We start from the raw sequence: 24,381 nt of genomic DNA, 5'->3' as shown, positions 1-24,381 counted from the left end.
TCGCCCTGGCGGCTCACCCTTCTCGTTTTGGTTCTGTTTTCTTCGGATTATGGGGTGGGGGTGTTCTTCTGAATCGGGTTGGCTTAGGTTCCAGCGGAGGGACCACCCCTCGAAATCGGGGTAACTCGCGTTCCAGCGGAAGGGCCGTCCCTTGAAAATTGGGGTAGCTCGCGTTCCAGCGGAGGGACCACCCCTCGGATCGCCTTCGCCTTCGGCTCGGCTCTCCGGTCCCCGCCAGCGGGGACGGAGGCTTCGCGTTTGCTTATTTTGGCGGCGGACGCTAGCGGGGACGAGCGAAGCTACGCTTCTACGGTGGGGACGCGGACGGTGAGGCTGTTGGGTTCTACCTCGAACTTGAGGTGGGAGGTGGGAGGGAGCATGTCGCCGTCGACCTGGGCGGGGACGGCCTTCGGCAGGCGCAGTTCCGCGGAGACGCCCTGCATCTGGTCGATGGTGGAATTGTGCGACAGGGGGCGCTGCTCGGCCTTGCGGGTGATTGTCTGGTGGACGACGTCGCCCAGCAGGTTCGCCCAGCCGATGATGCCGCCGGACGTGTCGATGACCTCGAAGTCCAGCAGGCCGTCGTTGAAGGAGGCGTCCGGCATCAGCGAGAATACCGGGATCTCGCCGCAGTTGCCGGCCATGAACGTGCGGAACGTGAGCTCGGAGCGCAGCTGCGCGCCGTCGGGCTGCGTAATCGTGACCTCGGCATGGTACTTGGGCGCGAACATGTGCTTGGCGCCCGACACGAAATAGGCCAGCCAGCTGATGTTCTTCTTGAGCTCCGGGTCGGTGTCGTCGATCATCAGCGCGTCGAAGCCGATGCCGGCGATGATCAGGAACGCATGGCCATGGTCGACGTCCGGACGGTCCAGCAGCGTCAGGCGGCCGATGTCGACCTTGCGCGAGCCGTGCGAGGTGGCGATGGCGATGGCGGCGTCCAGATCGTCCACCGGAATGCCCATGTTGCGGGCGAACAGGTTGCCGGTGCCGATCGGGATGATGCCCATCGCGTGGTCGGTGCCCGCCATCGCGCTGGCGACGGTGCGCACCGTGCCGTCGCCGCCGGCCGCGATGACGACGTCCGCGCCCTTGTCGAGCGCTTCGAGCGCGCAGGCGCGGCCGTCCTTGTCCAGCTGCGTCTCGATGAAGGTGAGCTGCGTGATGCCCTTGTCGCGGCAGAAATCCTCGATCTTGGTCCGTACCTGAGCAGCCGTCGGCTTCGACGGGTTGATGACGACGGTGTAGTGCACCTGGTCGTCGTCGCGGTGCTGGAGCAGGCGCTGGCGGCGGTTGAGCTGCCGCAAGCGGACGGCGAGCGCGATGGCCGCAGCGACGGCAATGACGGCGACGGTGATGGCGATGCCTGCAACCCACGAATCCGACATACGATGCTACCCCTTTTCGTACGCGTACCCATCGCCGGGCGGCGGTGGCCATATCCAATCTTGTACAGTCTTCGACTATCCATTCTTCCACAAACCGGGCCCGGCCGCTGCAAACGGGCGTCCGTACAGGCGGCGCGGGGGTGCCGGAAGGGGCGGCTGGCAGCGTAATCGGGCGCGGGAAATCCCATATATTATCGTGTCGCTGAACCGCATTAGGCTAGAACCCATGCTTGATATTCAGTTCATCCGTGAACATCCCGAAATCGTGAAGGAATCGCAGCGCAAGCGCGGCGAGTCGGTCGAACTCGTCGACGAAGTGCTCAAGAGCGACGAAGTGCGCCGCACCGCCCTCAAGGAATACGAGGCCGCGCGCGCCAAGCAGAAGGAAATCGGCAAGAAGGTGGCGAAGGCTCCGGCGGAGGAAAAGGCCGCGCTGATCGCCGAAACCAAGCAGCTGTCCGAACAGGTCGCGTCGTTCAAGGCGGATGCCGACAACGCAGCCGGCGAATATACGACGGCGATGTGGAAGCTGTCGAATATCGTTGAGCCGGAAGCGCCGGAAGGCGGCGAAGACGACTACGTCGTCGTCAAGAAGGTCGGCACGATCCGCGACTTCGCGGCGGAAGGCTTCGAGCCGAAGGACCACCTGACGCTGGGCGAGGAAGTCGCCGGCATCGACATGCCGCGCGGCGTGAAGGTCGGCGGCTCGCGCTTCTACTTCCTGCGCGGCGACGTCGCCCGCATGCAGCTGGCGATGCTGACGATGGCCGTCGACCAGGCGCGCGACAACGGGTTCGTGCTCGCCATCACGCCGACGCTCGTGCGGCCGGAAGTGATGCGCGGCACCGGCTTCCTCAACTCGCACGCCGACGAGATCTACCGCCTGCGCGAACCCGACGACCAGTACCTCGTCGGCACTTCGGAAGTGGCGCTTGCCGGCATGCACGAAGACGAGATCCTCAACCTTGAGAACGGGCCGCTGCGCTACTGCGGCTGGAGCTCCTGCTACCGGCGCGAGGCCGGCGCGGCGGGCAAGGATACGGCCGGCATCATCCGCGTGCACCAGTTCGACAAGGTGGAGATGTTCGTGTACTGCAAGCCGGAGGATTCCTACGACCAGCACCAGCAGCTGCTCGCGATGGAAGAGGAGATGCTCGGCAAGGTCGAGGTGCCGTACCGCGTGATCGACACCGCCGCCGGCGATCTCGGTTCCTCCGCCGCCCGCAAGTTCGACTGCGAGGCGTGGGTGCCGACGCAGGGCCGCTACCGCGAGCTCACGTCGACGTCGAACTGCACCGAATACCAGGCGCGCCGGCTCAATATCCGCGAGCGCGTGGCGGAAGGCGGCACCCGTCCGGTGGCGACGCTCAACGGCACGCTGGCGACGACCCGCTGGCTCGTGGCGATCCTCGAAAACCACCAGCAGGAAGACGGCTCGATCGTCATTCCGAAGGCGATGCGCCCCTACATGAACGGCATGGAGGTCATCGAACCGCAGAAGTGGGAAGCGTGAGGTTGCTTCTGTAGGTTACTCGGGGTCCTTGGGTTTCTCGGGTTCCTCGGGTTCCTCGGGTTCCTCGGGTTCCTCGGGTTCCTCGGGTTCCTCGGGTTCCTCGGGTTTCTCGGGTTTCTCGGGTTTCTCGGGTTTCTCGGGTGAGCGCTCCTGTTTCGTAAGAGGGGTCCCGCTAGGCGCGGGGCCCCTCTGTCGTATCAGGCTCTTGTCGTATCGGGCGCTGGCCGCTGGAATATATCGAATTGCCTACGTTCCAGTCGCTCACGCGTCGCCAGCGACTGAAATGTAGGCCAATCGGCACATTCCAGTCACTGAGGCGCCCTGAGCGACTGGAACGTAGGCTTTTTGCTACTTTTCAGTCGGTGACGGCGTAGGCGACTGAAGTGCAGAAAATCTTCCACGCTTCAGTTGCTGAGGGCGTGTAAGTGACTGGAATGTAGGCTTCTTGCTATTTTCCAGTCGGTGGGAGCGCAGGTGACTGAGGCGTGGAAAATCTCCCACATTTCAGTCGCTGACGGGGCGTAGGCGACTGGAACGTATTGGTTTGGCTATTTTTCGGTCGGTGACGGGGCGTGAGCGACTGAAACGTAGGCTTTTTGCTATTTTTCGGTCGGTGACGGGGCGTGAGCGACTGGAATGTAGATTTGAGGCTATTTTCCAGTCGGGGGGGGGCGTCGGCACGCGGGGAGGGGTGGAGGGGGTTGGGCGTGTATACTGGGTGGGCGTGCGGTGGCCGAGTGGCTTCCGGATGGCTTGGAGAGATGTCTGAGCGGTCGAAAGAGACGGTCTTGAAAACCGTTGATGGGCAACCATCCGCGAGTTCGAATCTCGCTCTCTCCGCAACCAGGGTTCCGGCGATATGCCGGGACCCTTCTCCTTTCTTTACTTTTACTTTGAGCGGTGCGAGAGCGAGGATTGGACGATGGGGCGAAACGGCGGCGACGGCGCCGGCCAGGGGCGAGGGCGCGACGGACGCCCGTTCTGGCAACGTCACCCGTACGCAACGGGGCAGATCATCGGCTGGGGAATGCTGGGGCTCGACGCGGTGCTGCTGGTCGCCTTCGCGTTGCTGGGCAGCGGCGACGAATGGCAGGTCGGGCTCGTCGGAATCCTGTTCATCTGTTCGCTGGTATGCATCGCCATTTCGCCGCTGGTCGTGTGGGCGTGCCGTTCGCAGTCGCTGCCGCAGACCCAGCACACGCCCGGCGCCGCGGCGGCGACGGCCGGCTCGCCGGCCCGCAAGCGCGCCGCGCGGTTCTCGGCGCTGATGGCCGAGCGCTGCCGGCGCGGGTCGACGGCGGCGTTCGCCTTCGGGCTCGTCGCATCCGTGCTTGCGTGCGCCGTCATCAGCTGCTGGTGCGTCCAGGGCCTCGACAGCCTGGCGCTGGGTCTGGCGTTCCTGCTGCTGATGTTCGCCGTGCCTCTCGTGGCCATCAAGGCGCGCGAAGTGCACGTAACGCGGCTGTTCGTGAAGGACCCGCGCGGCGCGGCCCGTATCAATCTCACCTGTTCGGTGCCGTGGAACGGCGCCGCGCCCCACGGCAATCTGCGCTGGTACCTGGAGGAATGGCCGATGCCGGTGGCGTTCGTGCTGGATGCCGTTCCCGGCGACGACGAACTCAATCTTATATACAACTGGCTGGAACCGTACTGGAACGGGAGGCTGCGCGCCGATGCGAAGCTGGACGTCCACGCCATTCCGCTGGACCTTCCCGGCGGCACCGGCTGCCTCCTTATCGTGCCGATGGCGCAGCTGGCGTTCGAAGACGACGCGGCGCGCGCCCGGTTCGGCGGAGAGCTGAAGGCGATCGACGGCGCGCAGCTCGACGCGTTGGCTGCGTACGTGCACCGGCTCAACGTGCCGGAAACATTCGTTACCAACCGTTAATCGCCCGCGCCCCTTTCTTTACCGAGCCGTAACGGCGCGGGGGCGAGTGGAAGCGGCGTTGCGGGCAGAATCGTAAGCATGCAAACCAAATAGCCGCCCGCGGCGCCGGCAGCGCTGGCAGCGGGCCGAACGAAAGAAGGTTTCCATGCCCGAACCGACCCTCGCCCCCACGCTGGCTTCCGCGCCGCACTCGATCGTCAGCCTGCTCGACAGCCCGCTCGATCCGGTCGACGCCGTCTCGCTGTGCGCCTTCTCCAATCTGACGAAAGGCTCGCCGGCGCCGTTCTGGCTGTTCCAGGGCGTGTGCGGCGCGTGGGGCATCCAGCCGGAGCACGCAGAACTCAATCTCATCACCGTTTCGGAAAACGCCACGTTCCTGTTGCTGCTCGACGGCAAGCCGGAAGGCGTCGTGCGCGTCTCGCAGCCCGGCTACGTCGGCGGTCCGGACGCCGTCGCCTCCGAAATCAGCTGGCTGAACGCGCTGCACGAATGCGACGGGGTGAATCTCATCGACCCCGTGCCCACCGTCCGCGGCACGTTCGTCACGAAGATCCGCGACGCGAACGGCGTCGGCTGGATGGTCATCTCCACCAAATTCGTCGAAGGGACGGTGCTCGAGGACCTCGAGAACCCGGCGCCGTACTACCGCACGATCGGCAAGTGGGCGGCGAAGTTCCATGAACAGTCGCGCCGCTGGAAGAAGCCGTACGGGTTCAAGCGGTTCAACTGGGACATTTCCGACATGGTCGGGCCGGCGCCGCGCTGGGGGCGCTGGGAGACGGCGCCGCTGAGCCGGCTCGACCGCATGATCTGCGAAGAGGCGCTCGGCCGCGCGCTGTCGGTGATGATGGAAGCGCCACGCGACGACTGGAGCTGGGGGCTCATCCACGCCGACCTGCGGCCGAGCAACGTCATCGCCGGTCCCGACGGGTCGCTCACCGTCATCGATTTCGACGACGCCGGCTACAGCTGGTATCTCTACGACTACGCGTCGTCGCTGAGCTTCATCGAGCACGAACCGTACGCGCCGGACCTCGCGGAGGCGTGGGTCGCCGGCTACACGGAGATCGCCGGCGCGTTCAGCGATGCGGAACTCGAGATCATGGGCGCGCTGTCGATGATCCGGCGGCTGCAGATGCTCGGCTGGACGACGAACCACCGCGAGGACGCGCTTCCCGACGGGCTCGCCGCCGCGCAGGCGCCCGGCACCGTCGAGGTCGCCGAACGCTACCTTGCGGACTCGCAGTGGCTGCTGCGATAGGGCGCTGACGGCCGGTATGGTCCGCGCGCTGATTGCAAACGTTTTGTGGACTGCAAACGTTGTGCGGAATGCAAACGTTGCGCAAAGCGGAACCGTTGCGCGGGGCTGATGATCCAAGATTCTGCAATCGTGTGACCAACGAGAGTTTACTGAAACGAAAAACCAGGGAGGAACCAATCATGACAACGGCAATTTCCGACGGCGCCGTTTCCGGCGGCGTCACGACGGGCACCGGCATCGGCGCCGTAACGTATAGGGAAACCGACAAGGACTATTTCAAGAAGCGCCAGCTCAAGCGCACGGCCGGCGCGTTCGGCCTGTGGGCGATCGGCGTTTCGGCGGTCGTTTCCGGCGACTTCTCCGGCTGGAACGGCGGCATCGCGCAGGCTGGTTGGGGCGGCATGCTCATCGCGGCGGCCGTGGTGTATACGATGTACGTGCTGATGCTCAACTCCATTTCGGAAATGGCGTCGGCGATGCCGCATACCGGCGGCGCATACTCGTTCGCCCGCGCCGCGATGGGCCCGTGGGGCGGCTTCTTCACCGGCCTGGCCGAAACGGTCGAATACATCATGACCGCGGCGACGATCGTCTACTTCTCTTCGGCGTACGCGGATTCGATCCTGATGGACCTGACCGGGTTCTCGCTCAACGACGCCGGCTACCAGTGGGTATGGTGGCTGGGGCTGTACGCGATCTTCGTCGCCGTGAACTGGGCCGGCGCTGAAAGCTCGTTCCGCTTCGCTGAAGTGGTGTCGGTCGCCGCGCTCGCCATCGTCGCGTTCTTCGGCATCTGGGCGGTGGCGTCCGGCTCCGTCGACTTCTCGTCGCTGTTCGACATCAAGGCGACCGCCGGCAACTCGAGCTTCCTTCCGTTCGGCTGGGGCGCGATCTTCTTCGCGATGCCGTTCGCGATGTGGCTGTTCCTGGGCATCGAGCAGCTGCCGCTGGCCGCCGAAGAGGTGCGCGAGCCGGAAAAGAACATCCCGAAGGCCTCGCGCCTGTGCATCTTCACGCTGGGACTGTCGGCGCTGGTCATCGTGTTCCTCAACCCGGCCGTCACCGGTTCCGAAGCGCTCGCCGGCTCCGACGAGCCGCTGCTGGACGGCTTCCGCGCCATCCTGCCGGGCAACATGGCGGCCGTGCTCTCCGCGTTCGCGCTCGTCGGGCTGCTCGCCTCGATCCAGGGAATCATGTTCGCGTACGGACGCAACCTGTACTCGCTTTCGCGCGCCGGCTACTACCCGGCCTTCCTGTCGCTGACCGGCAAGAAGAAGACGCCGTACTGGGGCCTGGTCGTCGGCGCCGTCATCGGGTTCGCCGCGCTGTTCATCATCGCGTACGGCGGTTCCGGCGCCGGCTCGGTGGTGCTCAACATCGCCGTGTGGGGCGCGGTGCTCGCCTACATCCTGCAGATGGTGTCGTACGTCATCCTGCGGCGCAAGATGCCGAACATCAAGCGGCCGTTCAAGTCGCGCTTCGGGGTTCCGGGCGCCGTCATCGCCGGGCTGCTGGCGCTCGCGATCTTCGTGGCCGTGCTGCTGAACCCGGACTACCGGCTCGCCGTCTACGCAATGGTGGCAATCTACCTCCTGGCGACGGCGTTCTTCGCGCTCTACGGACGCAAGCACCTCGTCCTGTCCCCGGAAGAGGAGTTCGCCGCGTCCGGCGGCACCGCCGAATACAAGACGCACGAGTAGCGTCCGGACGGCGCGTAACGTCCGGTAACGTTCCGTAACGTTCCGTAACGTTCCCGCTGTTTCATAGCCCACCCGATACGTTCCAGTCGCTGAGCGCTCCTAGGCGACTGGAACGTATCTTTTTGTCTACTTTTCAGTCGGTGACGGGTTGTGAGCGACTGGAAAGTATTGGGCCGTCTACGTTTCAGTCGGTGAGGGGGCGTGCGCGACTGGAATGTAGGTTGGAGGCTACGTTTCAGTCGGTAGGGCGTCTTCAGTGACTGGAACGTATCTTTTTGTCTACGTTTCAGTCGGTGAGGGGGCGTGAGCGACTGGAACGTAGAATCTAGGATATGTTCCAGCGAAAGTGAACGGGAGATTAAGGGTTATTTAAGAGTGGCTGTTTTTGGTTTTTTCTTGGGTTTGTGTCGTTAGGATTGAGATTGTCGGGTTGAAAAGCCCGCGGAGACGCAAGAAAAATCTTGTGATAGCAATGATTTCCGCGCTCTGCCGTAGCAATGGCGGAGCGTGCCTGAAGAAGAAAAAACGAAAGCAGAGAAGAAAATCTTATGAAGAATCTTAAGGGTAATCTTGAGAATAATATTGTAAAAAACCGTGGAAAGAAACTCGGGAAGAATCTTGGGAAAATAGTCGCGGCTGCGAGCGCGGTTGCCGCGGTGGCGTTCGGGACGGCGGGGTGCGGTTCGAACGCTGCGCAGGTCGACGAAAACTCGAAGACGGCGACGTCGCTTGCCGACTTCGGCGGCATGGACGGTCTCGTGGAAGCCGCGCAGAAGGAAGGCGAGCTCAACGTCATCGCGCTGCCGGAAGACTGGGCGAACTGGGGCGAGATCATCCAGCTGTTCAAGGACCGCTACGGCCTGAAGGTGAACTCCGCGAATCCCGAAGGCTCGAGCGCCGAGGAAATCAAGGCGGCGAAGGACCTCAAGGGTCAGTCGAACGCACCGGACGTCTTCGACCTGAGTTCGAACGTGGCCCTGGGCAACACCGAATACTACGCGCCGTACAAGGTCGCCAGCTGGGACCGCATCCCCGACGGCAACAAGGAGGCGAGCGGCCTGTGGGTCAACGACTACACCGGCGTCGTCTCGATCGGCTACGACGCCTCGAAGGTGAGCGAGCCGGAAACGCTCGACGACCTGCTGAAGGACGAATATAAGGGAAAGGTCGCCATTTCCGGCGACCCGACGCAGGCCGGCGAGGCGTTCGCGGCGGTCGCCTGGGCGACGCTGCAGCGCGGCGGTACGCTCGACGACTTCTCCGACGGCATCGACTTCTTCTCCGAACTCAAGGCGGCTGGCAACTTCCTGTCCATCGACGCGTCGCCGTCGACGATCGCGTCCGGCGAGACGCCCGTCGTCGTCGCGTGGAACTACAACAACGTCGCGGCCGCGCAGCAGAACGCGAACTTCAAGACGGTCGTGCTTCCCGACAACGCGTACGGCTCCTACTACAGCCAGGCGATCAACAAGGACGCGCCGCACCCCGCGGCCGCGCGCCTGTGGCAGGAGTTCCTCTACACCGACGAAGTGCAGAACCTGTTCCTCAAGTCCGGCGCGCTGCCCGTGCTCGCCGCCGACATGTCCGACAGCGGCACCGTCGACCAGGCCGCGCTCAAGGAAGCCGGCGGCCTGCCCGACGGCATCGCGATGGCGAGCGGCACGCAGGTCGACGGCGCCAACGAGCTGCTCGCCGAACGCTGGAACGCGGTGGCCGCGTCATGAAAGATACCCTGCGGCTGGCGCCGTTCGGAGCCTACGTCGCCGCGTTCTTCTTCCTTCCCGCAGCCATCGTCGTCGTTTCGGCGTTCCGCGCCGACGGCGGCTGGAGCCTGGCGAACTTCGCCGTCTTCTCCCGGCCCGGCGTCGGCGCCGCGTTCGCCAACTCGCTGTGGCTGTCCGCGGCGACGGCCGCGCTCGGCGCAGTCTTCGGCGCGCTCGTATGCTACGCGCTGCAAGGCTGCCGGCCGGGCGGCCCGGTGCGCCGCCTCGTCGACGCCGCCTCGAGCGCGTTCTCCCAGTTCGGCGGCGTGATGCTCGCCTTCGCGTTCGTCGCCACGCTCGGCAACCAGGGCATGGTCACGCTGCTGCTGCGCGACGTCGTCGGCGTCGACATCTACGCGAACGGCATGTGGCTGTACACGCCGGCCGGGCTCATCCTGCCCTACCTGTTCTTCCAGATTCCGCTCATGGTCATCGCGTTCGAGCCGGCCATCGCCCGCCTGCCGGGCCACCTGGCCGAAGCGGTGGCGATGCTTGGCGGCTCGGCGCGCCACTACTGGCTCGGCGTCGGCCTGCCAATGCTCGCCTCCAGCTTCTGCAGCGGCTTCCTGCTGCTGTTCGCCAACGCGTTCTCGGCCTACGCCACCGCCGCGGCGCTGATTTCGCAAGGCTCCTAGCTGGCGCCGCTGCAGGTGCGCGGCGCGCTGATCGGCGAAACCGGCCTCGGCTCGGACGGCGCGGCCGCCGCGCTCGCCGTCGCGATGCTGGCGATCATGGCCGCCATCGTCACGCTCTACGGCATCGTCGAAAGAAAGGCCCAGTCATGGCTGAAGTAAAACCGTGTACCGTTGCGTCGATTGCGTCGCCTGCCGCCGGAACCGGCGCGGCCGCCGGAGTGGGTGCCGGAGCCGCCGGAAGCGGCAACCATACGAAAGTAAGCGTCGGCTCGGCGCTGGGAACCCAGATTCCGGTCCGCGGCGCGGCCGGCTGGCGCCGCTACGACCAGCCGGCCGCGGGGTTGCGCCGCGCCGTGCTCGCGCTGTTCGGCATCTGCTTCGCGCTGCCGATCGCCGGCATGCTGTACTTCACGTTCCGTTCGGTGACCGGCGGCTTCACGCTCGGCCACTGGAAGGAGCTGTTCACCGGCGCCTCGACGCTCGTCGGCGCGCTGGAGCCGGGCCTGACCAGCTCGCTGGCGATTACCGCCATCACGATCGGCATCGAGTTCGCTATCGTCATTCCCGCGGTCGTGCTGATCCACGTGAAACTGCCGCGGCTCAGGCAGGCGATGGGCGTGTTCATGCTGCTGCCGATCGCCATCCCCGCCATCATCCTCGTCGTCGGCCTGGCGCCGGTGTTCTCGTGGATCGCCTCGTTCGCCGGCTCCGGCGCCTGGACGCTCGCGCTGGCCTACGGCGTGCTCGCGCTGCCGTTCGTCTACACGACGCTGAGCGCCGACCTCGCCGGACTCGACGGGTCGACGCTGGCGCAGGCGGCGGAATCGCTCGGCGCCGGCTGGCTGCAGACGCTGCGGCTGGTGCTGCTGCCGAATCTCAAGCGCGGCATCGTGTCGTGCACGCTGGTGACGGCCGCAATCGCGCTCGGCGAGTTCACGATCGCGTCGCTGCTCAACCGCACGACGCTGCAGACCGCGCTCATCAGCATTTCGAAAAGCAACGTCTACGGCGCGGTCATCATCACGCTGATCGTCCTCGCGCTGACGTTCGCCGCGCTGTTCGCGATGGCCGGCGCGGGCCGTCGCGGGCGCCGCGACCGCCGCGCGCGGTAGGGGCGCGTGCGGGGCGGAAACGTTCCGGCGCCGCGGAAAGAACGCAAAGAAGCACGCAAAGAAGAACGCAAAACCAGCGAAAAGAAAGCAAGAAAGCGAAAAGAAAGCAAGAAAGCGGAAGGAAAGGGAACCGTGAACAATCTCAATGAAGGCGCCGCTTCACGCGGCAACGCGGTGGCGTTCCGCGACGTCGTCAAGTCGTACGGCGGCAAGGAAGTGCTGCACGGCTGCAATCTGGAAATCGAACCGGGCGAAATGGTGTGCCTGCTGGGGCCGTCCGGCTGCGGCAAGTCGACGATCCTACGTTGCCTCGCCGGCTTCGAGACGATCGGCGGCGGCGACATCCTCGTCGGCGGCGAGTCGGTCGCCGGCGTGCCGCCGCGGCTGCGCGGCATGGGCATGGTGTTCCAGCATTACTCGCTGTTCCCGAACATGACGGTGCTCGACAACGTCGCGTTCGGCCTCAAGATCCGCCGCATGCCGAAGGGCCTGCGCCGCGCCGCCAGCTGCGCGATGCTTGAAACGGTCGGTCTCGAAGGGTTCGGCGAGCGCTATCCGGCGGAGCTTTCCGGCGGCCAGCAGCAGCGCGTCGCGCTCGCCCGCGCGCTCGTGATGGAACCGAACGTGCTGCTGCTCGACGAACCGCTTTCCGCCTTGGACGCGAAGATTCGCGTGCAGCTGCGCGACGAGATCCGCGCAATCCAGCGGCGGCTGGGCGTGACGGCGCTGTTCGTCACGCACGACCAGGAGGAGGCGCTCGCCGTCGCCGACCGCATCGCCGTCATGCACGACGGCGCCATCGAGCAGATCGGCACGCCCGGCGAGCTGTACGGCCGGCCGGCCACGCCGTTCGTCGCCGGATTCATCGGCCAGTCGAACCGCGTCGGCGCGACCGTCGGCGACGACGGCTGCGTCGAGGTGTGCGGGAGCCGGCTGCCGCTCATGCGTCCGTACGCCGCCGGCTCGCGGGTGCAGGTCTACGTGCGCCCCGAACACGTCCGGCTCGAGCGTTCCGAACGCGGCCGCGGCACCGTGCGCCACACCAGCTTCCTGGGGTCGTTCGGCCGCACCGGCGTCACGATCGCCGGCGACGGTTCCGGCGTCGGTTCCGGTTCGGGCGACGGTGGGGGAGCGGCGGCGCCGGCGCAGCTCGTCAGCCAGCATCCGGCGTCGGAAAGCTACGGCGACGGCGAACGGGTCGACGTCCGGATCGCGCCGGTGCCGGTCATGGCCGAACCGGCACAGGATTAGGGGAACCAAGATTCGCGCCGCGAACGCAGCGTTGGAAACGCTACGATGGAACGCAGCCCGTCCGTATGCAAGCGGGCGGGGAGCCGGCAACGTACGCGGGAAATTCGGGGAAAAATCTTGTGGAAAACCTGCGAACGGAACCGAACAAGAACAACGAAAGGGGACGCGATGCTTCGCTTCCGCAAAGACGGCACGTTCCGCGTGCTGCAGCTCGCCGACGTCCAGGACGGACCGGACGTCAGCCCGAACGCCATCGCGCTGATCGACGCGGCCATCGAGGCCGCCGACCCCGATCTCGTCGTGCTGACCGGCGACCAGGTGCGCGGCTACGACCCGGCCTATCTCGACACGTTCGTCGCGCGCCGCGGGGCGGAACCCGGCGCCGACGCGGGGCTCGGCGCGAAGGCCGAACGCCTGCTGGAACGCGTCCAGTCGCTGAAGGAGAAGATTTCCGGCGCGGCTTCACACAGCGGCGGAAGCGGGGAAGCGGGCGCAGCGGGGGCCGGTGAATCTTGCCTGGAATCCGCGCAATATATAAGGAATGGCGACGCGCTCGAGGCGACGCGCGCCAAGCTGCGGCAGTCGTTCGCCGGGTTCCTCGAGCCGATCGTGCGGCGCGGGATCCCGTTCGCCGTCACCTACGGGAACCACGATTTCCAGTGCGGCGTCGACGTCGACGAACAGGACGAGCTGTACCGCTCGTTCCCCGGCTGCCTGAACCCCTCGGCGCCGCGGCCCTACGACCCGGACGCGCCGGCGAGCGGCGAACGATACGCCGCCGCGCAGCCGGAAACCGGCGCGCTGGCGTGCGAAGCCGGCACGTTCTTCCTGCCGGTCGCCGCCAGCGACGGCGACGGCAACGCGATGGGCATCGCGCTCGTCAATTCCGGCGATTTCGACCCGGCCGGCGGCTACGGCGCGCCCAGCGCCCGCGCCGTCGACTGGCTGCACCGCGCCAAGCGCGGCATGACGGCGGCCGGCGCGCCGCTGCCGACGATTGCGTTCCAGCACATCCCGCCGCAGGAAATCTACGATTGCCTGAGCGTCGCGTCGCGCTTCACGCCGTACGCGATCCGCGGCTACCGTGCGTTCTCCGACCGCTGCTTCGTCGTCAACCGGCTCGTGTGCCGGCCCGGTTCCGAACTCAACGAATCGCCGTGCTGTTCGGAACGCAACGTTGGCGAAGTCGACGCGCTGCGCCGCTCGCCGGGCTACTTCGCGCTGTTCTCCGGCCACGACCATACGAACACGCTGATCGGGCACGTCGGCGGCCTCGACCTCGGCTACGCGCCGACGTGCGGCTTCGCGTCCTACGGGCCGAAGAAAGCGGACCGGGCGCTGCGGCTGCTCGTGTTCCGCGAGTCCGACCCGGCTTCCTACGACACGAGATTGATCCGCTACGGCGATTTTCCGCGCCTGATGGCGATGCCGGTCACCAAGCCCGCGCGCCTTGCCGTCGGCGAGACGATGCTCTCCAGCGTCGCGAACCTGGGCAACCAGCTGCGGCGCCCGGGAGTGGTGCGCCGCGTTGCGGTCGGTGTAGCGCTGGCCGGGATTGCGGCGGCCGCCACCGCGGTTGCCAGAATGGCAACCAGCGCCAGATAGACATGCACGCCACTCCCGCTGGCGCCTGCCGCTGAAATACGCAAACGCGAAAGCGTTTGCGGCCTTGTTCGGGGGCGAGCGCGACCAATTAACGCCGTTCGGCGCGAAAAGGTTCGTTTCTGGGGGATTACTGGCGAACGGAATCTCCATAACATCGGCGGGGTAGGCTCGCCGGTATCGAACCTGAGCGATGGCTGGAACGGAACCGGGTGCAGAATCTGGTTGAATGCAACAGCCTGGAGAGAGGAAGGAGGGGGCCGCGATGGCTACCCGATCGACGATTATGGATACCAACAGCTTCCGGCCGGAAATGGCGGACGGCCTGGACCCCGAAACGCGGGCGCTGGCCGAGGAGCGCGAGGTGCTGGGGCCGGCGTACCGGCTGTTCTACCGCAATCCGGTGCACCTGGTCAAGGGACGCGGGGCGCGGCTGTGGGACGCGCAGGGCACCGAATACCTCGACGTCTACAACAACGTCGCCTCCGTCGGCCACGCCAATCCGCGCGTCGTCGAGGCGCTGAGCGCGCAGGCGGCGGCGCTGAACACGCACACGCGCTACCTGCACGAAAACGTGCTCCACTACGCGGAGGACATCCTGTCGACGATGCCGGAGGAACTCGACCGGATCATGTTCCAGTGCACCGGTTCGGAAGCCAACGACCTGGCCGTGCGCGTCGCGCAGGCGTACACCGGCGGCACCGGCGTCATCGTCACCGCGGAAGCCTACCACGGCAACACCGACCTGACATCCGGCCTCTCCCCGGCGCTCGGCACGGCGCAGCCGGTGGGCCAGGCGATGCGCATGATCCCCACGCCCGACACCTACCGCCTCGTGCTGCCGGTCGCCGACACCGCCACGCCCGGGCCGAACGCCGGCCGCTGGTATTCCGAAGGCATCGACAAGGACCCGGCGTCGCTCGCCGCCATCGAAGCGGGGCTCGCGAACGGCACGATGATGCGCGCCGGCGACGCCACCGCCGAGCAGTTCGGCAACTGGATGGCCGGCGAAGTGCGCGCCGCCGTCGCCGACATGGAGCGCCACGGCACGAAGTTCGCCGCGCTGCTTGCCGACTCGATCTTCTCCTCGGACGGCGTCTACCCGGACCCGCGCGGGTTCCTCAAGCCCGTCATCGACACCGTGCACGAGCTCGGCGGCGTGTGGATCGCCGACGAAGTACAGCCCGGCTTCACGCGCACCGGCGACGCGTTCTGGGGCTTCGAACGCCAGGGCATCGTGCCGGACCTCGTCACGTCCGGCAAGCCGATGGCCAACGGGCTGCCGACGAGCCTGATGGCGGCGCGCCACGAAGTGCTTGAGCCGTTCGCCGGCTCCATTCCGTACTTCAACACGTTCGGCGGCAACCCGGTGTGCATGGCGGCGGCGCAGGCCACGCTCGACGTCATGCGCGACGACGACACGATGGGCAACGCGAAGCGCGTCGGCGCCGCGTTCAAGGCGGCGCTCGAGGCGATGCAGCCGGCGCACCCGGCCATCGGCGACGTGCGCGGCGCGGGCCTGTACATCGGCTGCGAAATCGTCAGGCCCGGCACGAAGGAACCGGACCAGGCCACCGCGCTCGACATCCTCGAAACGCTGCGCGCGCACAACATCCTCACGTCGGTGTGCGGCCGTTTCGGCAACATTCTGAAGCTGCGTCCGCCGCTGGTCTTCACCGAAGACGACGTCGCGTTCTTCATCGACGGGTTCGAGGCGACGCTCGCCGAACTCGGGTGCTGACATGCTCCGTCTTCCGGTCAGCGAAGTGGTCTACCGGCTGCGGGCGATGATCCGCAGCCGCGAAATGATGCCCGGCGAGAAGCTGGGCAGCGAGCGCGGCCTTGCCGCCGAGCTGGGCATCAGCCGCTCCGAACTGCGCATCGCGCTCGCCGAACTCGAGTCGAGCCACGAAATCATCCGCAAGATCGGCCGCGCCGGCGGCATCGTCGTCGCCGACGGCAAGCTGGAGCGCAATCTCAATACGCTCGAATCGCTGCCCGAGATTGCGCGGCGGCAAGGATGGACGCTCGAATCGCGCGTCGTTTCGGCGGCGATAGCGCCCGCCTCTCCTGCGGACGTGCGCCTGCTGCGGCTGGAAGGGGAGGCGCCGATGGTCATCGGCATCACGCGGCTGCGGTCGCTGGGCGGCCAGCCGCTGTCGCTGGAAACGACGAGCCTTCCCGGCGCGCTGTTTCCCGGGTTCCTCACGCGCGACCTGACGCGCTCGTTCTACGAAACGTTCGACCGCGACTACAACGTGCGCCCCAAGGCCGTCGACGAGACGGTGGAGTCGATTACCGCCGGCGAGCGGGAAGCGGCGATGCTGTCGGTCGCGCCCGGCACGGCGCTGCTGCGGCTGCACCGCGTGGCGTACGGGGAAGACGGCGTGCCGTGTGAACGCGCCACCGACGTCTACATCGCCGACCGGATCCGCTTCACGATGCACCACTCCGGCTACGTGCGGCTTTCCGCCACGCGGCGTTAGTAGGACGCAAGCCCCAGCCAGGCGGCGAGGAACAGCAGGCACAGGATGCTCAGCGTCGTGGCGACGATGACGACCCAGTGGCCCGGCAGCATGCGCATCGGCTCGTGTTCCGGTTCGTCGCGGAACCGGAAGCGCGTTTTGTTGACCAGAATGCGCGTCCACATCCACGCAAACAGCACGATGCCGATGATCAGCCCGATCTGCAGCAGCAGCCAGCCGGCGTGCAGGAACGTGCCGCTGTCCTTGAGCGCCATCGCCGAACTCGCCGTCACCGCGACGTAGCCGACGCTCGCCGCCGTCAACGCGAGCGACACCAGCAGATTCACCGCGATCAGCGCTCCCGTGCCGCCGGTAAAGCGGCGCGGCTTCGGCAGCCGGCTGATCGGGCCGCGCGCAGCGTCCCAGCGGCCCGCGGCGGCCTCGCGCTGGGCGCGGCGGATGCGGCGGGAGCGCGTGAAGTTCACGGCGACGAGCGCGACCGAACCGACGGCGGCGATCAGCCAGAAGAGCACGGCCAGCACCGCGACGACGATGATGACGTTGAGGTTCGTCACGAGCCCCGGCGTGATGTCGGTGGGCGCCGCGTACTCCTGGAACGGCTGCTCGCCGGCGATCATCGGCGTCGACCAGTCGTCGGCGTCCGCGCCGGCGGCGACGGCGTTGACCCAATCCTCCAGATTCACCGTATAGTGCTCCTCGAGCGGGAGCCCGGGCAGCGAAAGCGCCGAGCCGGTGCGCATCTGGTGGTTGGTGGGGTAGTAGCGGACGGTGACGTTGTCGTTGCCGACGGCCGCAGCGTCCTCGATGAGCATCTTCGCGCCCTGCTCCACCGGCATCGCCGGGTCGAGCGTGCCGTAGTTGACCAGCAGCGGCATCGTCAGCGAACTTAAGTACTTCGAGGCGTCGAAGTCGGCGTAGTTCAGCCCCACCCAGCCGAAGTCCATGCTGATGACCTTCGGCACGATCGACTCGACGCCTTCCGGCGCGCCGATGATGTTCAGGTAGGCGGTGGCGGCCATCGCCATCTGCGAGCGCGCGCCGACGACCGGCGGCGACGTCAGCACCGCGAACGCGACGTCCTTGTCCTGCCGGGCGACGACGGTGGCGATCCACGTGCCCTCCGATTCGGCGTACAGGCCCGCCTTCGAAGCGTCGACGCCGTCCCAGTGCCGCAGCGTGTCGAGGCCGGTTTCGTAGTCGACGGCGCTGGACAGGTAGTCGCGGCTCAGCCAGGTGTAGTTGTCGAGCCGCTTGTCCTGCACGAGCGTCGTGATGCCGGCGCTCGCCATCGCGCTGGCGAGGTCCTCGTACACTTCGCTCGCCTTGCCGGTGCCCGCGCCGTGGATGAACACGCACGCCGGGCGCCCCGACGGAGCCCCGACCGGCTCGCGCACGATGGCGTTGACCTTCTTGCCGCCGGAAACGGTCATCGTGATGTTCGTCGTCTTGACTTTGTAGGTGCCTTCCGCGGCTGTTTCGATGCCGTTGGCGGCGATGGCGGTATCCGGCGACGACACGCGCAGGTGCTCGCCGTACGTCTGCACCTTCCAGTCCGGCGACATCGCCGTCGCGAGGATCGCCGTCGTTCCCAGCAGGATCAGCGCGATGAAGAGGGTAAGCTCGATCCGTTTCCATACGTTGTGCGATTGCACCGACATCATTTCAAACCCAATCCTCAAGGAAAGCCGTCGCCCCGCGGGGCGTATTCACGATATTCAAGATATTCAAGCCAAGTCTAGGAATACCGGTAGTCGTCGGCTCCGGCGCGAGTGTTGTTGGCGGGCCATCCGGTACGCACGGGGGTGCGCGGGAAGCCTGGGCCGGCGGGGCCCGCTGGGACCAGGGACGGCTGGGCGGCCGCGGCGGGTGGGCAGGCGGTCGGCAGCGCTACTGCGCCGCTTCCGCTTCCTCCAGCGAGGCGAAGCCGGCGAGGCGGACGGTGTTGGCGACGGTAATCTCGGTCAGGTTCTCGCCGCGCTCCTCAAGATTCGCCACGAGCGTTTCGTACAGCGTGAACGTCGCGTCGGAATAGGTGCCCAGCTCGCCGCGCAGGTACGTTTCGAACGACGTCGCCTCGGCGGTGTCCTCGGCCGTCGTCAGCACGCGCATCCCGGCGCCGAGGCGCGGAAAGCGGCGCCGGAAATCTTGCGCCCAGGAAACCTGCGTCGCGATGACCGCTTCCTGGTGGCAGATTCTGCCGGCGTCGAGCGCGGGGATGAACGGGGCGATATTGCGGCGGAACTCGTCCGGCGCCGTCGACTCCATCATGCGGCCGTATTTTTCGGTGACGAGATTGCGGCCGGCCCTGTCCGCCGTTTCGAGGTCGCGCAGGTAGCTGCGCAGCAGGGGTTCCGGCCACGTGAGGAACTGGCTCAGCCGCATTTCGCGGAACATCGGCCAGTTGCCCTGGCAGGAGGCGCGGCCGCCTTCGTTCGTCGTGCGCTGGAACTGGCTCCATTCGGCGGCGATGATCGCGTCGATCAGCTGTTGCGTTTCGTTCACTTCGTTCGGCTCCTTCACAGGCTGTGCAGGCACGGTTCCTCGCTTTCGATCCGCTCTTCGACGTACGGGCGCTGCCATTCGAGGAACGTTTCGCCGCTGCCGGTCAGCCCGGCTGCCTTCAGCGCGGCGACCGTTTCGACGGCGATGTCCTCGATGGTCGCGCTGGCGTTGCGCTGCGCCGTTTCGTCGCCGCCGAAGCAGGCGGCGGACGAGATTTCCAGCAGCGTTTCCAGCTGCGCCGGCACCTGCGGCAGCGTCGTGCCCATGCGGCGCGCCAGGCGCCGCAGCGCCGCGAACCGCCACTTGTAGTACGGCAGGTAGCCGACCGACGCCGGGTTGTTGAGCAGGAACACCAGCGACGCCGTGGCGTCGACGAACTCGGCAATGCACGCCCACGCGGCCGCGCCGTCGTGCCGCGCGAAGCTGCGCGGAAGGTTCGCCTGGCCGGCCTGGCCCATCATGCCCAGCCGGCGCGAGATCAGCGCGACGCGCACGTCGTCGGGCATCAGCGCGAAGCCGCGGCGCGTTTTCGAGAACTCGCCGAGCGGGTCGGCGAAGACGCGGCCGTTCGTCGCCGCAGCGAGCGTCGCCTCCGGCAGCAGCAGCCATTCGTGCGGGCTCGTGGCGGCCGGCGCCTGCGCGTAGCCGGTGAGGTTTTCAAAGAAATCCGGAATGGCGAAGACTCCGGTGCGGCGTCCTTCGCCGCTTGCGCGCGCCGTTTCGCGGCGCGGCGCGAAGCCGGCGAACTCGCGCGGCAGCCGTTCGTAGGCGTCCTGCAGCGCGGGGCCGATCGCGGCGTAGTCGTTGGCGGTCAGCCACAGGCACACGCCGGGGCCGAAATCATGGTCGCGCGAGATCGCGTCGTCGAACCCGTAGCATTCCGAGCCGTGGCCGACGAGCCCCGCGGCGATGCGGCTTTCGTACGCCGGGAACTCGGCGCGCACCATCGGCCGCACGACCTCCTCCCAGTACGCGCGCGAGAGTTCAAGCCCGGACGAGATTACGCGCGGCGCCGGTTTTTGCGCGGTTGCGCCCGCGGATTCCGCTGGCTTTTCGCTGGATTTTGCCGGTTCGAAGGCTGACTTTTCGGCGGTCCGTTCGGCTTTTTCCTGCGGCGGGTTTGGGGTGGCTTTTTCCGCGGATTGCTGCGGGGTTTCCCGGGCGGCGCGCTCGCGTGCCTGTTCGAGATTCGCCGCGGTGATGCGGTAGTAGTCGGTGTCGGTGCCATAGCATTCTGCGATGACGCTCAGCGCTTCTTCATACAGCCGCGCCGCCTCGGCGTACGCTTCGGTAGCGAACGCGGCCTGCGCCGCCCCGGCCAGCGCCGACGCGTAGTGCGCGCTGCGTTCGAAATGTCCGCGGTGGTAGATTGCCACAGATTCGTTGGCGAACTGCACCGCCTGCTGCGTCTTCTCGCGCCGTTCGGTGGCCTTCGCCTCGTTTTCGGCGGCTTCGTCAATCTCGTTCGCTTCGCCAAGCAGCACGAGCGCGAGGTTCGTATAGGTCGACGCAATCTCCTGGTCCCTGCCGGCGTCCTTCGTCGTCTGCTTCAAGATCGCGAGCGCGGCGAGCAGCTCGCTGTGCGCGGCCGCGAAGTCGCCGGTGTCGCTGTAGAGCATCGAGAGGTTGTTGTGCAGCGCCGCAACGCGACGGTCCGCCGGGCCGAACGCGTCCTTCGCGGCGGCCAGCGCCTGGCGGTACAGGTCCGCAGACTGGTCGAACCGGCCGGCCGCGCGCATCGCCGTCGCCGCGTTGATCAGCGTCGTCGCCCACGCCTCGCCGCCGGAAACCGGCAGCCCCATGCGCATCGCCAGCTCCAGCGCGCGCTGGACGATCCACGCGTTCTCTTCGTGGCGACCTTGCGAACGGTAATAGCCCATCGTTTCGTTGAGCACGGTGAGCAGCCCGGCGTCGTCGCCGGCGTTCTCGGCGTCCGCCATCGCCTCCTCGAGATAGTCCGACGCCTCCGCCGGCCCCGCATGCCGCGCGAAGATGTCGTCCAGCCCCCGCAGGAACCCCTCCGCATCAAACGAAGCGGTTGTATGCGCGCCGGCAGATTGTCTGGCGCCCGCATTGGCGTTGCTGTTACTGGTTCCGACGTTGCCTTTGCTGTTGCTGCCTTGGCCATTGCCTGCGCCGTTGTCACCTTCGCCGCTGCCATTGCTGTTGCAGTTGTTGCCGTTGTCCTGCGAATCCGGAGCGTCCCCATACAGTGCCATCGGGTCGTTATGCGCAGCGAGCGCCGCCATCAGATCATCCTGCGAACCATCCATGCCAACACTCTACCGCCGCCCTGCTCCCGCCGCCGGTTCCGAACGCCCATGTTCGCCGTCCGAAACATATCCCGCCTTCTACTTTCCAGTCGCTGACGGCGCCTGAGCGACTGGAAAGTAGATTGGGAAAATACGTTCCAGTCGCTGGCGACGTACAGGCGACTGGAAAATAGGCTCCCCTCTACGTTCCAGTCGGTGACGGCGCCCCAGCGACTGGAACGTAGGGAAAACGGAACGAAACAGTCGGCGCGGCGAGCGGGGGAGGGGCTCAATCGGGTAGGGTGGAGGCATGAGTGAGAGCCAGATTCGCGTTGCGGTCGTCGACGACCATGAAATGTTCCGCGCCGGCGTCATCGCCACCCTGCAGCCTTCGTTCGACATCGTCGGGCAGGCCGGCGACGTCGAGTCCGCGGTCGCGATGATCGCGCAGACCAAGCCGGACGTCGTGCTTCTCGACGTGCACGTTCCCGGCGGCGCGGGCGGCGGTGGCGGCGAAATCCTGACGCGCTCGCTGCAGTATTCGCCGGCGACCCGCTTCCTCGCCGTGTCGGTGTCGGATTCGGCCGCCGACGTCGGCTCCGTCATCCGCGCCGGCGCGCTCGGCTACGTCACGAAAACGATCAGCGGCCACGACCTTGCCTCTTCGATCGAGCAGGTCGCCGACGGCTACGCCGTGTTCTCCCCGAAGCTCGCCGGTTTCGTGCTGTCGGCGTTCCGTGGCATGGGGCAGCCCGGCGCCGCCGAACCGGACGCTTCCGGCGGCGAAGTGCACGACGACGAACTCGACCGGCTCTCGAACCGCGAACAGGAAGTCATGCGCCTGATCGCCCGCGGCTACACCTACCGCGAAGTGGCCGGCGAACTGTTCATTTCGGTCAAGACCGTCGAAACGCACGTTTCCGCCGTGCTGCGCAAGCTCCAGCTATCGAACCGCACCGAACTCACGCGCTGGGCCGCCGACCGCCGCATCGTCTAAAACCGTTCCCGCTGGAATCTAGTCCCGTTCCGCTGGAATATCGCAAGATTCCTACGTTCCAGTCGCTAGGCCGCCGTCACCGACTGAAACGTATTTCCGGATCTACGTTCCAGTCGCTAAGGCGCCATCACCGACTGGAATGTAGTGAGATTGTCACGTTCCAGTCGCTGAGGGACCGTCAGCGACTGGAACGTAGAAAGACCGCTATAAACCAGTCGCCTGCGGGTTGTCAGCGACTGGAACGTAGAGAGAAAACTATAAAGAGGCGACGGGCATGGTGAGGTGGACTTCGGTGCCCCAGTTCGGGCGGCTGGTGATGACGGTGGTGCCGCCGCGGCGCTCCATGCGGCCGATGATCGATTCGCGGATGCCCAGGCGACCCTCGGGAATCGCATGGATATCGAATCCGGGGCCGTGGTCGCGTACGAACACCTCGACGACGCCGTCGCCGGCTTCGCAATACACCGAAATCGGCTCGGCCCCATGCGTCGCCGCGTTCACGAGCGCCTGCTGGGCGGCGCCGAGCAGCGCGTCGGTCTGCGCGCTCGGCTCGGCGTCGCCGACGGTGACGACGTCGATTGGCACGCCGAACGTCTGCTCGGTCTGCGCCGCCACTTCCTCGATGCCGGCCGCCACCGACCGGTCCGACGTGGTGCGCTCCTGGTAGAGCCAGCCGCGCAGCTCGCGTTCCTGCGACCGCGCCAGCGTGAACACCTGCTGCGGGTCGGCTGCGTTGAGCTGGATCAATGCCAGCGTTTGCAGCACGCCGTCGTGCAGGTGCGCAGCCATGTCGGCGCGCTCCTCCTCGCGCTCCTTCGATGCGCGCTCGGTGCCGATGCGCCGTACCAGCGCGGTAATCCACGGCACCAGCGCGAACCCGACGCATACGAGCAGTCCCAGGCCCGCGGCGACGCTTCGTCCCAGCGGCACCATGCCGTCGCTGATCGCGGCCTGCGCCATCAGCAGCGAGTAGGCGCCGAAGATCAGCGCCATGCCGGCGACCATCGCCCGCGCATGGCCGCGCTCGTCATGGTAGGGCAGCCACGCCACGCCGATGCCAACGATTGCAATCGCCAGCGGCGCCCACAGCCAGAAATCCACTCCCGAATACGCCGCGAGGAACGCGGCGCCCAGCAGCAGCGCCCCCGCCAGCGCGAACAGCGCCGGCTTCGGCGCGTTCTTCAGCGCCGCCAGCGCCTGTGCGGGCGCCGATTGTTCTTCTGCATCGCCCTGTGCCGGCGCCGCCTCGCGCGCCCCGTTCGCCGTGAACGGTTTCGGGGGTGCCGACGCTGCCTGCGTCGCGGCATAGGGCGACGGAGAGGAGGGAGATTTCGGTGCCCCTTGCGTTCGTTGGGTCCCCGCAGCGAACGGCGAGGGGACGGGGGAGGCGAGGGGAGCGGCCAGCGGCGCGTTGCCGACATGGCGCATCGCCTGCTGCCGCGCGGCCTCTTCATACGGGTCGCCGGCCGGCACGACGATCCACAGCAGGATGTACGCGATGGCTCCGGCGCCGTAGCAGATGCATGACAGGATGGTGATCAGCCGGATCCAGCCGACCCCGACGCCGATATGCAGGCTCACGCCCTTGCACACGCCCGCAAGCATCCGCCCCTTCTTCGGCCGCATCAGCGGCAGCCGTTCCGGCGTTGCGGCGGCTCCCCCCGGAGCGGCTGGCGCGGAACCCATCGGCTGGCTGCCCGTGGGCTGGCCGCCATACTGCATCGTCGGCTGCATGCCGGGTTGCGTCGGCGCCGACATGCCAGATTGCGCCGGCTGCGCGCCGTACGGCATCGCCGGCCGGGGACCTGGGTAACCGGAGGGTTGGTTCTGGGGAACGCTCATAGATTCCATTGTGGCAAACCCATCCTCAAGAAACCACCCTGACCAACCAGATTCAGGGTTGCGGTAACGGAACGTTAGGAGCTGCGCTAACCATTGCGTCAAGCCCGGCAGCCCCAGAAGAGTGGAGGCAGGGGACTCTGGGGGACCGGGGGGGATCTGCAGTCCATGTGAAGCCGAGCGTTCGTAAGG

Annotated in this window: 18 protein-coding genes and 1 tRNA gene; 14 read left to right on the top strand and 5 right to left on the bottom strand. The window is 66.7% G+C overall.

The features are described from left to right. Positions 1 to 299: 299 nt before the first annotated feature. Positions 300 to 1,388 carry a diacylglycerol/lipid kinase family protein gene (locus AC1AXT_RS04535; protein ID WP_476541770.1) on the bottom strand — a complete coding sequence of 363 codons (1,089 nt, stop codon included), beginning with the start codon at positions 1,386 to 1,388 and terminating at the stop codon, positions 300 to 302. 226 nt (positions 1,389 to 1,614) lie between these two features. Here AC1AXT_RS04535 and serS point away from each other — a divergent pair, with 226 nt between their 5' ends. The 13 genes from serS to AC1AXT_RS04470 all read left to right on the top strand — a co-directional run bounded on the left by serS (position 1,615) and on the right by AC1AXT_RS04470 (position 16,599). Continuing rightward, positions 1,615 to 2,901: a serine--tRNA ligase gene (serS, locus tag AC1AXT_RS04530; protein ID WP_476541771.1), complete on the top strand. Its 1,287-nt coding sequence runs from the start codon at positions 1,615 to 1,617 to the stop codon at positions 2,899 to 2,901. Positions 2,902 to 3,656: 755 nt separating this feature from the next. Continuing rightward, a tRNA-Ser gene (locus AC1AXT_RS04525) sits at positions 3,657 to 3,741 on the top strand. Positions 3,742 to 3,823: 82 nt separating this feature from the next. Then, positions 3,824 to 4,789: a hypothetical protein gene (locus AC1AXT_RS04520; protein ID WP_476541773.1), complete on the top strand. Its 966-nt coding sequence runs from the start codon at positions 3,824 to 3,826 to the stop codon at positions 4,787 to 4,789. A gap of 145 nt (positions 4,790 to 4,934) precedes the next feature. Continuing rightward, the gene (locus tag AC1AXT_RS04515) at positions 4,935 to 6,050 is read left to right on the top strand and encodes a phosphotransferase enzyme family protein (RefSeq protein WP_476541775.1); all 1,116 of its coding nucleotides are present in this window, start codon (positions 4,935 to 4,937) and stop codon (positions 6,048 to 6,050) included. A 179-nt stretch (positions 6,051 to 6,229) separates the two neighbouring features. Continuing rightward, complete coding sequence (locus AC1AXT_RS04510) at positions 6,230 to 7,750, top strand: amino acid permease (RefSeq protein ID WP_476541776.1); 1,521 nt, start codon at positions 6,230 to 6,232, stop codon at positions 7,748 to 7,750. Between the two features lie 656 nt (positions 7,751 to 8,406). Further along, positions 8,407 to 9,474, top strand: a complete 1,068-nt coding sequence (locus tag AC1AXT_RS04505; protein ID WP_476541777.1) for an ABC transporter substrate-binding protein — start codon at positions 8,407 to 8,409, stop codon at positions 9,472 to 9,474. After that, on the top strand, positions 9,471 to 10,148 hold the full coding sequence (locus tag AC1AXT_RS04500; protein WP_476541779.1) for an ABC transporter permease: 678 nt from the start codon (positions 9,471 to 9,473) through the stop codon (positions 10,146 to 10,148). The genes AC1AXT_RS04505 and AC1AXT_RS04500 overlap by 4 nt, the downstream gene beginning before the upstream one ends. Before the next feature lie 15 nt (positions 10,149 to 10,163). Next, the gene (locus AC1AXT_RS04495; RefSeq protein WP_476541781.1) at positions 10,164 to 10,307 is read left to right on the top strand and encodes a hypothetical protein; all 144 of its coding nucleotides are present in this window, start codon (positions 10,164 to 10,166) and stop codon (positions 10,305 to 10,307) included. Then, positions 10,295 to 11,260: an ABC transporter permease gene (locus AC1AXT_RS04490; protein WP_476541782.1), complete on the top strand. Its 966-nt coding sequence runs from the start codon at positions 10,295 to 10,297 to the stop codon at positions 11,258 to 11,260. Before AC1AXT_RS04495 ends, AC1AXT_RS04490 begins: the two co-directional genes overlap by 13 nt. A gap of 132 nt (positions 11,261 to 11,392) precedes the next feature. After that, positions 11,393 to 12,511, top strand: a complete 1,119-nt coding sequence (locus AC1AXT_RS04485) for an ABC transporter ATP-binding protein (protein WP_476541784.1) — start codon at positions 11,393 to 11,395, stop codon at positions 12,509 to 12,511. Between the two features lie 168 nt (positions 12,512 to 12,679). After that, positions 12,680 to 14,116, top strand: a complete 1,437-nt coding sequence (locus tag AC1AXT_RS04480; RefSeq protein ID WP_476541786.1) for a metallophosphoesterase family protein — start codon at positions 12,680 to 12,682, stop codon at positions 14,114 to 14,116. Positions 14,117 to 14,378: 262 nt separating this feature from the next. Further along, positions 14,379 to 15,854 (top strand): aspartate aminotransferase family protein, encoded by a 1,476-nt coding sequence (locus AC1AXT_RS04475; protein ID WP_476541788.1) that lies wholly within the window; start codon positions 14,379 to 14,381, stop codon positions 15,852 to 15,854. A gap of 1 nt (position 15,855) precedes the next feature. After that, positions 15,856 to 16,599 (top strand): GntR family transcriptional regulator, encoded by a 744-nt coding sequence (locus AC1AXT_RS04470; RefSeq protein WP_476541790.1) that lies wholly within the window; start codon positions 15,856 to 15,858, stop codon positions 16,597 to 16,599. On the opposite strand, the gene AC1AXT_RS04465 is transcribed toward AC1AXT_RS04470, so the two are convergent. The 3 genes from AC1AXT_RS04465 to AC1AXT_RS04455 all read right to left on the bottom strand — a co-directional run bounded on the left by AC1AXT_RS04465 (position 16,596) and on the right by AC1AXT_RS04455 (position 21,320). Further along, positions 16,596 to 18,260, bottom strand: a complete 1,665-nt coding sequence (locus AC1AXT_RS04465) for an alpha/beta hydrolase family protein (protein WP_476541791.1) — start codon at positions 18,258 to 18,260, stop codon at positions 16,596 to 16,598. The two genes, AC1AXT_RS04470 and AC1AXT_RS04465, sit on opposite strands and share 4 nt — an antisense overlap. Before the next feature lie 226 nt (positions 18,261 to 18,486). Then, positions 18,487 to 19,101: a DUF4125 family protein gene (locus tag AC1AXT_RS04460; RefSeq protein WP_476541793.1), complete on the bottom strand. Its 615-nt coding sequence runs from the start codon at positions 19,099 to 19,101 to the stop codon at positions 18,487 to 18,489. 14 nt (positions 19,102 to 19,115) lie between these two features. Continuing rightward, on the bottom strand, positions 19,116 to 21,320 hold the full coding sequence (locus tag AC1AXT_RS04455) for a DUF4037 domain-containing protein (protein WP_476541850.1): 2,205 nt from the start codon (positions 21,318 to 21,320) through the stop codon (positions 19,116 to 19,118). Positions 21,321 to 21,663: 343 nt separating this feature from the next. On the opposite strand from AC1AXT_RS04455, the gene AC1AXT_RS04450 reads away from it, so the two are divergent. Next, positions 21,664 to 22,350 carry a LuxR C-terminal-related transcriptional regulator gene (locus AC1AXT_RS04450; protein ID WP_476541795.1) on the top strand — a complete coding sequence of 229 codons (687 nt, stop codon included), beginning with the start codon at positions 21,664 to 21,666 and terminating at the stop codon, positions 22,348 to 22,350. A 255-nt stretch (positions 22,351 to 22,605) separates the two neighbouring features. On the opposite strand, the gene AC1AXT_RS04445 is transcribed toward AC1AXT_RS04450, so the two are convergent. Then, complete coding sequence (locus tag AC1AXT_RS04445) at positions 22,606 to 24,192, bottom strand: ATP-binding protein (protein WP_476541797.1); 1,587 nt, start codon at positions 24,190 to 24,192, stop codon at positions 22,606 to 22,608. Positions 24,193 to 24,381: the final 189 nt, after the last annotated feature.

This window comes from Bifidobacterium sp. LH_450, assembly GCF_056356715.1.
Note: the sequence above shows the minus strand (reverse complement) of the source record. Positions and strands in the feature narration are given on the sequence as shown.